Source organism: Brevundimonas lenta, from assembly GCF_014196335.1.
GTDB lineage: Bacteria > Pseudomonadota > Alphaproteobacteria > Caulobacterales > Caulobacteraceae > Brevundimonas > Brevundimonas lenta.
On the sequence record NZ_JACIDM010000001.1, the window covers coordinates 63,894 to 75,566 of the forward strand.

At 70.1% G+C, this 11,673-nt stretch carries 17 protein-coding genes; 11 read left to right on the forward strand and 6 right to left on the reverse strand.

The genetic code is table 11. The features are described 5' to 3' along the window. Positions 1 to 4: 4 nt before the first annotated feature. Entirely contained in the window at positions 5 to 244 is a 240-nt protein-coding gene (locus tag GGR12_RS00345; protein WP_183201662.1) for a zinc-finger domain-containing protein, read from the reverse strand. A gap of 101 nt (positions 245 to 345) precedes the next feature. Here GGR12_RS00345 and GGR12_RS00350 point away from each other — a divergent pair, with 101 nt between their 5' ends. Further along, positions 346 to 1,320 carry an ABC transporter ATP-binding protein gene (locus tag GGR12_RS00350; protein WP_183201664.1) on the forward strand — a complete coding sequence of 325 codons (975 nt, stop codon included), beginning with the start codon at positions 346 to 348 and terminating at the stop codon, positions 1,318 to 1,320. Here the strand turns inward: GGR12_RS00350 and GGR12_RS00355 are convergent, their stop codons facing one another. Then, entirely contained in the window at positions 1,321 to 1,716 is a 396-nt protein-coding gene (locus GGR12_RS00355; protein ID WP_183201666.1) for a Tat pathway signal protein, read from the reverse strand. A gap of 47 nt (positions 1,717 to 1,763) precedes the next feature. On the opposite strand from GGR12_RS00355, the gene GGR12_RS00360 reads away from it, so the two are divergent. Both GGR12_RS00360 and GGR12_RS00365 read left to right on the forward strand, forming a co-directional pair. Continuing rightward, the gene (locus GGR12_RS00360) at positions 1,764 to 2,399 is read left to right on the forward strand and encodes an alpha-ketoglutarate-dependent dioxygenase AlkB (protein ID WP_183201668.1); all 636 of its coding nucleotides are present in this window, start codon (positions 1,764 to 1,766) and stop codon (positions 2,397 to 2,399) included. Positions 2,400 to 2,460: 61 nt separating this feature from the next. Further along, a complete protein-coding gene (locus GGR12_RS00365; protein ID WP_183201670.1) occupies positions 2,461 to 3,363 on the forward strand; it encodes a dienelactone hydrolase family protein in 903 nt (300 codons plus the stop codon). A gap of 141 nt (positions 3,364 to 3,504) precedes the next feature. On the opposite strand, the gene grpE is transcribed toward GGR12_RS00365, so the two are convergent. From grpE to GGR12_RS00380, 3 genes are read right to left on the reverse strand one after another with little or no spacing between them, the layout of a single operon-like run. Further along, complete coding sequence (gene grpE, locus GGR12_RS00370; RefSeq protein WP_183203698.1) at positions 3,505 to 4,089, reverse strand: nucleotide exchange factor GrpE; 585 nt, start codon at positions 4,087 to 4,089, stop codon at positions 3,505 to 3,507. Positions 4,090 to 4,133: 44 nt separating this feature from the next. Further along, positions 4,134 to 5,222 (reverse strand): heat-inducible transcriptional repressor HrcA, encoded by a 1,089-nt coding sequence (hrcA, locus tag GGR12_RS00375; RefSeq protein ID WP_183201673.1) that lies wholly within the window; start codon positions 5,220 to 5,222, stop codon positions 4,134 to 4,136. Next, positions 5,219 to 5,905, reverse strand: a complete 687-nt coding sequence (locus tag GGR12_RS00380) for a DUF1287 domain-containing protein (RefSeq protein ID WP_343053030.1) — start codon at positions 5,903 to 5,905, stop codon at positions 5,219 to 5,221. Before GGR12_RS00380 ends, hrcA begins: the two co-directional genes overlap by 4 nt. Positions 5,906 to 5,950: 45 nt before the next feature. Between GGR12_RS00380 and rph the strand changes: the two genes are divergently transcribed. The 7 genes from rph to GGR12_RS00415 all read left to right on the forward strand — a co-directional run bounded on the left by rph (position 5,951) and on the right by GGR12_RS00415 (position 10,874). Further along, complete coding sequence (gene rph / locus GGR12_RS00385; RefSeq protein WP_183201677.1) at positions 5,951 to 6,673, forward strand: ribonuclease PH; 723 nt, start codon at positions 5,951 to 5,953, stop codon at positions 6,671 to 6,673. A gap of 88 nt (positions 6,674 to 6,761) precedes the next feature. Next, complete coding sequence (locus GGR12_RS00390) at positions 6,762 to 7,133, forward strand: hypothetical protein (protein ID WP_183201679.1); 372 nt, start codon at positions 6,762 to 6,764, stop codon at positions 7,131 to 7,133. 46 nt (positions 7,134 to 7,179) lie between these two features. Next, entirely contained in the window at positions 7,180 to 8,322 is a 1,143-nt protein-coding gene (locus GGR12_RS00395) for an acyltransferase family protein (protein WP_183201681.1), read from the forward strand. A gap of 35 nt (positions 8,323 to 8,357) precedes the next feature. After that, a complete protein-coding gene (locus GGR12_RS00400) occupies positions 8,358 to 8,882 on the forward strand; it encodes a CHAP domain-containing protein (protein ID WP_183201683.1) in 525 nt (174 codons plus the stop codon). A 30-nt stretch (positions 8,883 to 8,912) separates the two neighbouring features. Beyond that, the gene (locus GGR12_RS00405) at positions 8,913 to 9,872 is read left to right on the forward strand and encodes a magnesium transporter CorA family protein (RefSeq protein WP_183201685.1); all 960 of its coding nucleotides are present in this window, start codon (positions 8,913 to 8,915) and stop codon (positions 9,870 to 9,872) included. A gap of 56 nt (positions 9,873 to 9,928) precedes the next feature. Then, on the forward strand, positions 9,929 to 10,408 hold the full coding sequence (locus GGR12_RS00410) for a COG3650 family protein (protein WP_183201688.1): 480 nt from the start codon (positions 9,929 to 9,931) through the stop codon (positions 10,406 to 10,408). 13 nt (positions 10,409 to 10,421) lie between these two features. Next, positions 10,422 to 10,874: a COG3650 family protein gene (locus GGR12_RS00415; RefSeq protein WP_183201690.1), complete on the forward strand. Its 453-nt coding sequence runs from the start codon at positions 10,422 to 10,424 to the stop codon at positions 10,872 to 10,874. Here the strand turns inward: GGR12_RS00415 and mmcB are convergent. Next, a complete protein-coding gene (gene mmcB, locus GGR12_RS00420) occupies positions 10,859 to 11,317 on the reverse strand; it encodes a DNA repair putative endonuclease MmcB (protein ID WP_183201692.1) in 459 nt (152 codons plus the stop codon). The two genes, GGR12_RS00415 and mmcB, sit on opposite strands and share 16 nt — an antisense overlap. A 104-nt stretch (positions 11,318 to 11,421) precedes the next feature. On the opposite strand from mmcB, the gene GGR12_RS00425 reads away from it, so the two are divergent. Continuing rightward, entirely contained in the window at positions 11,422 to 11,670 is a 249-nt protein-coding gene (locus GGR12_RS00425) for a hypothetical protein (RefSeq protein WP_183201694.1), read from the forward strand. Positions 11,671 to 11,673 lie beyond the last annotated feature (3 nt).

Here is an 11,673-nt window from a genome sequence, read left to right on the forward strand (position 1 = left end):
TGGCCTAGTGAGCCGAAGGCGGACGCGCGGCCGGGCTGGTGTATTCGCTCTCGGCCCGCTTCTTCTTGCCCAGCACGAAGCGGCGGTCGCAGTAGCCGCACTCGACGTGGTCGTCCTCGCCCATGTCCATATAGACCAGCGGGTGGCCCAGGGCGCCGCCGCCGCCGTCGCAGGCGACGCGCTTGGAGGTCACCACGATCTCTTCCGGCGGGGGGATGATCACGGAGGTCGGGCGCGAAGGCATTCGGACAGCTCTGACTTGGCGATTGCAGCGAGGGTGCATAGGTATGCGCGCGCGCTCCATACCGTCAAACGGAGTCGCCCGAAACACCCGAAAGCGCCTGAATGACCGAGACCGACGCCCTGCCCGCCAACGCCATCGAGGTGCGCGGTCTGGAAAAGACCTACGCGGGCACGAAAAAGGCCCCGGCCAAGACCGCCCTGCGCGGCGTCGACCTGGTCATCCCGCGCGGCTCGATGTTCGGCCTTCTGGGCCCCAACGGCGCGGGCAAGTCGACCCTGATCAACATCCTCGCCGGGGTCGTGAACAAGACCGGCGGCACGGCCTCGATCTGGGGCCGCGACATCGACAAACAGCCCCGCGACGCCCGCGCCGCCCTCGGCGTGGTGCCGCAGGAGATCGTCGCCGACGTCTTCTTCACCCCCAGAGAGGCTCTGGAGGTCCAGGCCGGGTTCTACGGCGTGCCGGCCAGGGAGCGTCGCTCGGACGAGCTGCTCGCCGCCCTAGGCCTGTCCGACAAGGCCAACGCCTACGTCCGCGCCCTGTCCGGCGGCATGAAGCGCCGCCTGATGGTCGCCAAGGCCCTGGTCCACAATCCGCCCATCCTGATCCTCGACGAGCCGACCGCCGGCGTCGACGTCGAGCTGCGCCGCCAGCTGTGGGAATACGTCCGCCGCATCAACGCCGAGGGCGTGACCATCCTGCTGACCACCCACTACCTGGAGGAGGCGCAGGAGCTCTGCGACACCATCGCCATCATGAACCGGGGCGAGGTCGTGGCCTGCGAGCCGACGCCGCAGCTGCTGCGCCGTCTCGACACCCGCAACGTCATCGTCACGCCGGAAGGCGAGCTGAACGGCCTGCCGACGATCAAGGGCTTCGACGTGGTCGGCCGCCCGAACGGGGCCTTCGCCATCACCTACAAAAAGGGCCAGTCGTCGGTGGAACAGGTACTCGCCGCCGTCCGCTCGGCCGGCGTGACCATCCACGACATCACCACCGAGGATCCGGATCTGGAAGACGTCTTCCTCGCCCTGACCTATGGCGATGCGAACCAGGTCAGTCCCACGAAGGACTGATCAGACCACCAACACCGTGCCGATCAGCAGGCGCGCGCCGCGTCGGCCCAGGGTGCGATCCGTCGCCGCCTGAAGCTGGGCCACCAGCCGTTCGAGATCCGGCGGCGCGCCGGGCAGCAGCACGGTCGCCGCTTCCTGCACCACGGCAGCGTAGGCGGCGCGCAGCCGCGGAGCGGATTGCGCCACCCGCGTGCGCAGGGCCGCATCCGGCGTGTCGACGCCGACCTCCACGGTCATCACCCCCATCTGTCCGCCGGGGCGCCGCATGTTGGCGGTCACCGTCGGCAGGCGCGTATAGCTGGGCAGGGCCGGCGCGCTTCCGCCGCCCGACGACGCGGCGGCGGGTTTGGCGGTGACGGCGACGGCGGCGAGGCCGAGAAGGGCGCGACGATCCATGCGGCGCACGCTAGCCTCGCCCGCTTAACATTCTCCTGAGCCGTCCGATGACCCCGCCCCGCCAGATCGACACCGGCGTCGACGGCTTCCGCTACTGGCCCGGCGCCCTGACCCCGGCGGCGCAGGCCGACCTGCTGGCCGAGGTGCTGGCCGGTGTCGAACAGGCGCCCTTCCACCAGCCGGTGACCCGCACCGGGCGGCCGTTCTCGGTTCAGATGAGCAACCTCGGCCCGCTGGGTTGGGTCTCCGACCGCGCCGGCTATCGCTACCAACCGACCCATCCGGTCACCGGCGCGCCCTGGCCGCCGATGCCGCAGACGTTGCTCGACCTCTGGCGCGACCTCACCGGCTGGCCGGAGCCGCCGGATTCCTGCCTCGTAAACCTGTACCGCGGCCCGGCGAAGATGGGTCTGCACCAGGACCGGGACGAGGCCGACCTGAACGCCCCCGTCCTGTCCGTCTCCCTGGGCGACGCGGCCCTGTTCCGCATCGGCGCGGCCGACGGCGGGCCGACGAAGGCGATCCGGCTGTCGTCCGGCGACGTCTGCGCCCTCACCGGCCCGGCGCGACTGGCGCGGCACGGGATCGACCGGCTGGTTCCCGGCTCCTCGACCCTGGTCCCCGGCGGCGGCCGCATCAACCTGACCCTGCGCAAGGCGGGACCGGCCTCACGCCAATCGTGACTCGACGGCCGCCGGAGCCGCCGCCACTGTCCCGCTTCCTGCAAGCGACGGAGCCCTGCCGATGACGACGCTGATCCGCCCCGAAGGTCCCGAGCCCGACGACATCCGCTTCAGCCGCCGCGCCCTGGCGACCGGCACGATCGGCGGGCTGTTCTTCGCCGGCTATGCGCCTGCGGCCCTCGCCGCCCAGGCCGCGCCGATCCAGACCGGCGACGACGGCCTGACGATCGAACAGACCACCGTTCCCGCGCCCGACGGCTTCGACCTGCCGATCTACGTGGCCCGCCCGACCGGCGACGGCCCGCATCCGGTAATCATCGTCGTGTCCGAGATCTTCGGCGTGCACGAATACATCCGCGACTGCTGCCGCCGCCTGGCGCACCAGGGCTACGCCGCCATCGCCCCCGCCTTCTTCGTCCGCGTCGAGGACCCGGCCCCGCTCAGCGACATGCAGCGCATCCAGGAGATCGTCGGCGCCGCATCATACGAACAGGTCATGGGCGACATCTCCGCCACCCTGGAATGGACCAGCCAGCAGCTCTGGGCGAAGGCCGACAAGGTCGGCGTCACCGGCTGGTGCTGGGGCGGCAAGGTGGTGTGGCAGGCCTGCGCCCGCTTCGCCGTCATCGACGCCGGCGTCGCCTGGTACGGCCGCCTGGCCCCGGCTCCGACCGCCACGCCGCAACAGGCCGCCGCCGGCCAGCCCTGGCCGGTCGACCTCGCCGACGACCTCAAATGTCCCGTGCTGGGCCTCTACGGCGAGAACGACCGCGGCATCCCGCTGGAAAGCGTCGAAGCCATGCGCAGCGCCCTGGCCGCCGCCGGCCAGACCTCAAGCGAGATCATCGTCTTCCCGGGCGCCCCGCACGGCTTCCACGCCGACTACCGCGACAGCTTCCGCCCGGAAGCCGCCGCCGAAGGCTGGAGCAAGCTGCTGGCCTTCTTTGGAGAACGCCTCAAATAACTCCGCTCATCCCGGCGAAAGCCGGGACCCAGTGCTTTGGATGATCGGATTCAGGCGATGATCCGCCCGGCCAATCCCACGCAGCAGCGCTTCACCGACAGGACTGGGTCCCGGCTTTCGCCGGGATGAGCGGATACTGAGTCAGGCCTGGCCGTCGAAATTCCCGCCGCTGCCGCCGCCGCCCGGGTTGTAAGCCGCGTTGCCCGCCGCGGCGCCCGATCCACGGGCCGCCACCACGACCATCGCCGGGCGCACGGTCCGGCCGAACAGGGCGTAGCCGGGCTGCAGGGTCTGGATGACCTGGCCGCCCTGAACCGTGTCGGACGGCTGCTCCATCATCGCCTGATGCAGGTGCGGATCGAAGGCCTCGCCCGGCTCCGGCGCGACGCGGCGCAGATTGTTGCCCTCGAACGCCTGCAGCAGCGCCTTGTGGGTCAGCTCCAGCCCCGAGATCAGGCCCGCGGCCGCCTGATCGGCGTCCTTGGGCGCATGCTGGATGGCGCGCTCGAGGTTGTCGGACACCACCAGCAGGTCGCGGGCGAATTTCTGGATGGCGTAGGCGCGGGCGTCGTTGTTCTGCGTCTCGGCGCGCTTTTTCGTGTTCTCGGCCTCGGCCACGGCGCGCAGGGCCCGATCCTTCCACTGGTCGCGCTCGGCGATCAGGGCGTCGATCGGGCCGAGGCCGTCGTCCAGCCCCGCCTCCGCATTGGCTTCAGCCTCGGCCATGTCCGCGGCCAGTTCTTCAGAAATCGGGGTATCGGGCGTCTCGTTCACGTCTCTTGTCCGTCCAGCATCCGGCCCAGCACCCGGGCGGTGTAGTCCACCAACGGGATGATACGGGCGTAGTTCAGTCGCGCGGGGCCGATGACGCCGATGGCGCCCAGAACCCGCTGTCGGCCGCTCATATAGGGCGCCGCGATCACTGCGGAACCCGAAAGCGAAAACAGACGCGTTTCCGCGCCGATAAAGATGCGCACGCCCTGGGCCGTCGACACCCCGTCCAGCAGGCCGATCAGCTGTTCCTTCTGCTCCAGATCGTCGAACAGCACCCGGACCTTCTCCAGGTCCTCCATGGCCCCCGCGTCCTGCAGCAGATTGGCCCGGCCGCGCACGATCAGGGCCCGCTCGCGCTCCGCCCCGCCGGACCAGGCGGCCAGCCCGTCCTCGACCAGCCGCGCCGCGGCGGCGTCCAGCTCGCGCCGGGCGATGTCCAGTTCGGTGCGCATCTCGGTGCGCGCCTCATGCAGCGGCCGGCCCTTCAGCCGCGCGTTCAGGAAATTCGAAGCCTCCTGCAGCGTCGAGGGCGTCACCCCGGCCTTCAGCGGCATCAGTCGGTTCTCGACCGTGCCGTCGTCCGCCACCAGCACCGCCAGCGCCTGGTCGTGGCCCAGGGCCACGAACTCCACATGCTTCACCCCGGCGTCGCGCACCGGGCTGGCCACGATGCCCGCGCCGCCGGCCAGACCGGACAGCAGCGACGAGGCCTCGTTCAGCGCCTCGTCGAAATTGCGGCCCCGCCCGGCCAGACGCCCGTCGATCTCGCGCCGCTCCTCGCTGGAGATGTCGCCGATCTCCAGCAGGCCGTCGACGAACAGCCGCAGCCCCGCATGCGTCGGAATCCGCCCCGCCGAGGTGTGCGGCGACGCCAGCAGCCCGGCCAGGGTCAGGTCCTGCATCGTGTTTCGGATCGACGCCGGCGACAGCGATACGCCCGTCATCGACAGCGTCCGCGACCCCACCGGCTCGCCGGTCTGCAGATAGGTCTCGACGATGCGCCGGAAGATGTCCCGCGCCCGCTGATCCAGCCCGGTCAGCCCGCCGGTCTCCAGCGAGGTGGAGGTGAGGAGGGGGGATTTCATGCGCTCACCGGCCAGCGATAGTGGCCCACAGCCCCGCGCCAGAAGCCCATTGGCCACAGCGCATGCTGCATGGCCCCGTGGCCGACGTTGTGCAGGATCAGCGGATCCTTGCCGCCGCGCGTCACCAGGCCGATGTGCGAGGCCCCGCCGCCGCTGCGCCAGCTCAGGATGTCGCCGGTCTCGAGCGGCTCCGGGAAGGCCGCGCCGCCCGTCTTCTCCGTCGCTTCCCACACCCTGGCGCCCTGGCGGCGGAAATAAGCCTCCAGATTGGGCACCCGCCGGTGGTCGATGTTCGGATCCGGCCTGTCGAGGTTCCACAGCCGCTTCGACGGATAGGCGGCGAAATTCGCCTCCATGTCCTCATGGACCAGCTTCTGCAGGTCCAGGCCCAGTCCGTCGCGTGCGGCGCGGATGATCACATCCGAACAGGCGCCGGTCTTTCGCGGCACGTCGCCGCCGGGATAGGGCAGCCGTGCATAGGCGGCGTCGTATTCCTTCGTCACGCCCAACTGCTTCTGCGCCGCCGCGGCGAGCTTCGACGGCCCGCCCGCGCTGACGTCGACGGCGATCGCGCCGCTGCACCCGCCCAGAGGGACCAGGGCGGTCAGCCCCCCGGCCAGCAGCAGGCGACGCGTTGGCGCGCCTTCGGACGACGGCTCGGGCGAGGAAGGGGACAGGCTCACGGTTTCAGGATAAGCAGCGCCGCGACTGCTTCCAAGGACCCATCCATGCGCCCCTCCAACCGCACCCCCGAACAACTCCGCACCGTCACCCTGGAGACCGGCGTGAACCGCTATGCCGAGGGTTCGTGCCTCGTCTCCTTCGGCCATACGAAGGTGCTGGTCACGGCCTCGGTCGAGGAGAACGTCCCGGGCTGGATGCGCGGTAAGGGTCAGGGCTGGGTCACCGCCGAATACGGCATGTTGCCCCGCGCCACCCACACCCGCGGCCGCCGCGAGGCCGCCGCCGGCAAGCAGACCGGCCGCACCCAGGAGATCCAGCGCCTGATCGGCCGCTCGCTCCGCGCCGTCGTCGACCTCAAGGCTCTGGGCGAGCGGCAGGTCGTGCTGGACTGCGACGTCGTCCAGGCCGACGGCGGCACCCGCACCGCCGCCATCACCGGCGCCTGGGTCGCCATGGCCTCGGCCTTCGACTACCTGCGCGCCGAGGGCGTGCTGAAGACCGACCCGATCCTCGACCAGGTCGCCGCCGTTTCGTGCGGCGTCTGCGACGGCGCCCCGGTGCTGGACCTCGACTACGAGGAGGATTCCTCGGCCGAGGCGGACTCCAATTTCGTCCTGACCGGTACCGGCACCATCGTCGAAATCCAGGCCACCGGCGAGAAGCGCGGCTTCACCCGCGCCGAGTTCGACCGCCTGTTCCAGCTGGCCGACGGCGGCTGCACCGAGCTGTTCGCCATGCAGCGGGCAGCCCTTGGCAGACCCGCGTAAGGCGAAGCTTCGCGCACCGGGCGACCGGGGTTTCCACGTTCGCGGAAAGCGGGCATCGTCGCTGCGATACATTCGCGGAGACGACGACATGCGCCTGCCGATCCTGCTGACCGCCGCCGCCCTGGTGCTGTCCGCCTGCACCCAGCCCGCCGAGGCGCCGGCCGACAAGGCCGCCGGGACCGAGGCCGCGGCCGCCGCCCAGGAGCCGGTGGTCATGCCCGCCGACGCCCCGCCGCAGGAGGACGCCGTCGCCCCGGCCGAGGCCTCCTCCACCTCTTGCACCCTGGACCAGGGATCGGACGCGGCGATCGCGCTCGCCTCCCGCTGCACCCGCGTCAGCCCGGCCTCGCATCCGCCGTGCCACCCGGAAAACCCCTGCCAGATGATCCAGGACGAGATCGACCGCGCCTGCGCCATGTACAAGCCGGGCGAGACCAAGCCGGCCGAATGCACGGCCTGATCGCGGCTTAATCGTATCCCAGGCCTGCCGTCCCAGGATGGCGGGCATGAATCCGGTCCAGACCCCGCCCGACCTGCGCGCGCTCACCACCCTGCGGTTCCTCGCGGCCGCCTGGGTGGTGCTCTACACCGCCTGGCCCCATCTCGCGGTCGGCTTCACGCCGGTAGCGGTGACGAAGGGCTATCTGGGCGTGGAGGTCTTCTTCGTCCTGTCGGGCTTCATCCTCAGCCACGTCTATCTCGAGGCGGCGGGCGAGAGGCGGTTCTCCTACAAGGGCTTCCTGTGGGCCCGGATCGCGCGGGTCTATCCGCTGCACCTGGTCACCCTGTTCGGCATGCTGGGCCTCGGCGTCGTCGCCACGGTCGTCGGCCTCAGCATCGACGCCAGCCTGACCGACTGGCGGGCGCTTCCGGCCCACCTGACCCTGACCCACGCCTGGGGCCTCGCCCCGACCTCGGCCTTCAACCACCCCTCGTGGTCGATCTCCGCCGAATGGTTCGCCTATCTCAGCTTCCCCGCCTTCGCCTTCGTCGCCTGGCGCCTGCGTAACCGGCCCGTCGTCGCCACCGCGCTCGCCGCCGCCTTCGCGCTCGGCCTCTACGCCGCGTTCGAGCCGCTGGCCGGCTTCTCCCTGACCGAGGCCACCTTCCGCTGGGGCGCGCTGCGCATCGTGCCGTGCTTCGCCCTCGGCTGCGCCCTGTATCTCGTCCACCGCCGCGCCCGCCTGCCGCACGCCGGTCCGCTGGCCCTCGTGTTCGGCGGCCTGGTGCTGGCCAGCGCCTCGCTGGGCCTGTGGGACCCGATCACCGTGCTCGCCGCCGGCGGCCTGATCCTCGCCCTCGGCTCTCTGGAGAACGACCGCGCCGGCGTCCTCGCCTCGAAGGCCGGGACCTATCTCGGCGAGATCAGCTACTCGATCTACATGGTCTGCGCACCGGTGCTTCTGGTTGCCACCAACGCCGCCGCGCGCCTCACCGGGGCCGACGACAAGCGGTTTCACATCATTGTGTGGCTGGCCATTGTCGCCGCAATTCCGGTTGCAGCCGTGATGACGTACCACCTCGTTGAACGCCCCGCCCGCAAGGCTTTGCGGTCCCTCGCGACTCGCAACGGCTCAGGTCAACCCTCGATTTCATCGGGGCCGGATTCGCCTGAAAGGGTTCTTCAACCTTCCAAAACTATCGTCTAAGGCTGATTCCGAAGCAGTCGGGAGCACACGCCAGCATGACGAAACGGCTCACAGCCGCCGCGGTTGCGGCGACCCTCGGTCTTTTTGCGATGGGCGTTTCCGCCCCCTCCGCAAAGGCCGACGAGCCGTACTGGCAGTGCGTCACCTTCGCCCGCATGTTCTCGGGCATCGAGATTTTCGGCGACGCCAGCACCTGGTGGACCCAGGCCCAGAACCGCTTCCAGACCGGCCAGCGTCCGCGCACCGGGTCGGTTCTCGCCTTCGAGTCCAGCGGCCGTATGAGCCGCGGCCACGTCGCCGTCGTGTCTGAAGTCCTGACCGACCGCGTCATCCGCGTCACCCACGCCAACTGGGGCGGCAGCCGCGGCAAGGTCGAGGAGAACGTCACCGTCGTCGACGTATCCGACGCCGGCGATTGGACTGCGGTGAAGGTCTGGTACAACCCGATCAATGACCTCGGCACCACCGTCTATCCGACGCACGGATTCATCTACAAGGCGCCGCAGCACCCCAACGAGGGCGTGCTCATGGCCTCGGCTCCGGTCGCGCCTGCGCCCTGACCGCCCGGCCTCGCGCGCAGGGGCCTCCACATGATCCGCGTCTACAAAACCGGCGGCGCCAGCTGCGAGCCCGGCGTCGTCGACGCGGCCCGCCTGCAGCTGACCCCCGACATCATCTGGATCGACCTGACCGATCCGACCCGCGAGGAGGACCTCGCCGTCGAGGCCGCCCTGGGTCTGTCCGTCCCGACCCGCGAGGAGATGGCCGAGCTGGAGGCCTCCAGCCGCGTCTATCGCGAGAACGGCGCCACCTACATGACCGCCGACATCATCGTCCGCGGCGACGAGGAGATCCCGGCCGTCGATCCGGTGACCTTCATCCTCACCACCGGCCCGCTGATCACCATCCGCTACGCCAACCCGAAGCCCTTCTCGATGATGGCCGAGAAGCTGGAGCGCGAAGCCGGCCTCTGCGTCTCCGGCGTCGACATCTTCCTGCATCTGATGGAATCGATCATCGACCGCGCCTCGGACATCCTGTCCCGCAACGTCGCCCGGGTCGAAGGCATCGCCAACCACGTCTTCTCCGGCGGCCGCACGGTCGGGTTCGAGAAGCTGATCACCAAGCTGGGTCGCGCCCAGATGGCCAATGCGCGGCTTGAGCAAAGCCTCGCCGGCCTCGTCCGCATCTTCGCCTTCGTCGGCATCGACGAGCGCGTCGACAGCGGCGACGCCCGCGCCCACCTGCGCTCGCTCAGCCGCGACGCCGAAAGCCTGATCGGCCACAACCAGGCCGTCGCCTCGTCGATCAATTTCCAGCTGTCGGCCGCCCTCGGTCTGATCAACATCGAGCAGTCGTCGATCATCAAGATCTTCTCGGTCGCCGCCGTCGCCTTCCTGCCGCCGACCCTCATCGCCTCGATCTACGGCATGAATTTCACCCACATGCCCGAGCTGGGCGAAGGCTGGGGCTACCCCATCGCCCTCGTCGCCATGGTGATTTCGGCCATCCTTCCGCTGGCCTGGTTCAAGAAGAAGGGCTGGCTCTAGCTCTTGACCCGCGGGATTGAGGGGCGCTTCCTTTTCGACCGTTAGTGGAGCCCCCCATGCGTCTGTCCATCGCCGCCGTCGCGTCGCTGCTTCTCGTCTCCGCCTGCGACTCCGGCGGCGCCGACACCGCGCCGACCGTCGAACCGGCCGAGCCGGCGCCCAAGCTGGCGGGCGTCGACCTGACCAGGCCGGTGCGCCTCGTCGGCACCGAACCCTTCTGGGGCATCGAACTGACCGGTTCCGAGGTCGTCTATTCCGGCCTCGACCGCCCCGAACAGCGCGGCCCGCAGTCGAAGCCCGTCGTCCAGGGCACGGTCGCCACCCTGGCGACCGAAACGGCCGCCGGAACCGGCATCGAGATCACCCTGACGGCGACCGAATGCAGCGACGGCATGAGCGATCGCACCTATCCGCTCACCGCCCTGGTCAAGGTCGGCGAGGAAACCCTCATGGGCTGCGGCGCCTCGTCCGCAGCCTTCGCCGCCGCTGGTGAAAGCGGCCCTGTCGTGGAGCAGCCCGCCGCCCCGGCAGCCTGATGGAGGAGCCCGCATGGTCCGCCCCTGTCTCATCCTGGTGTCCGCCGCGGCGCTGAGCGCCTGCGCCTCGGCTGCGCCGCCGACGGCGCCCTCGCCCGTCCTCGCCGGCGTCAATCTGGATCAGCCGGTCCGCGCCCTGGGAACCGAGCCCTTCTGGTCGCTTGAGGCGCATGGCGAGGCCCTGGTCTTCACCGGCGTCGACCGCCCGGAGCAGCACATCATCGCCCGGCGCGAGGTTCAGAACGACGCGGTGGTCTATCGCGGCACCACCACCGGCGGCCTCGACCTGATGATGAAGCTGAACACCGCCGACTGCTCGGACGGCATGAGCGACCGCATCTATCCCCTCACCGCCCGGGTCGAGTTCGCCGGCGAGCGCCTGACCGGCTGCGCGGCCTCCGTCGCCGCCATCATGTCCGCGGGCGAAAGCGGCCGCGTCGTCGAGAGCAATCAGACGCCCGACTGATCCCGCAGCGTGCGCATCGCCCCCAGCCGGGCGAAGGCCAGGGTCAGCGCCTTGCGCCGCGCGGGCGCCAGCGGGCTCAGCGGCGCCTCGCGCACCACCGCCCCGCCGAAGCCGTCGGCGACGATCATCCCCGGCTCGACCGGCAGGATGCCTTCGGGAAACTCGGGCGCCACGGCGAAATAGAAGGCGTCGCAATAGGGGCCGTACTCGCCCCATTTCCGGTCGACGCGATAGTCCTCAAGCCCCGACTTCACCTCGCAGATGACGATGTCCCCGCGCGGGCCCAGCGCCATCACGTCGGCGCGCCGGCCGTTGGGCAGCCCCACCTCCAGCAGCGGCGCATAGCCCATGTCGAGCATCAGCCGCGCCGCCCCCCGCGTCACGGACAGGGTGGTCTCCGGTCGGCTGAAGACGAGATCGATCTGCAGGAGTTCGGCGGCCATCAGCCCTTTATGTTCTGCATGTGTTCCGTTTTCAAGCGCACGGCGATTGTGGAACGGCCGACAGTGTCACCGTGTTAAGGTGGCTGACATCAGGAGATATCCGAATGCGGGAAGATCCCGTCGCCCGCCGCAATCGCGGCGGCAGCATGATCGGCGTCTGGATCCTCGGCGGCCTTGCGGTCCTCGTGGTCGTGCTCATCGGCGCCGATTTCCTGCGGCCGAGCCCGGCGCCTGCGCCGACGGTGGAGGCCCCGGCCGCCGTCACGATGAAACAGCGCGTCGCCAATGAAGAGGTCGAGGCCGTCCAGCGTGACCGCGCCCGCGCCCACGCCGAAAGCGCGCCCGCGACCTGATCG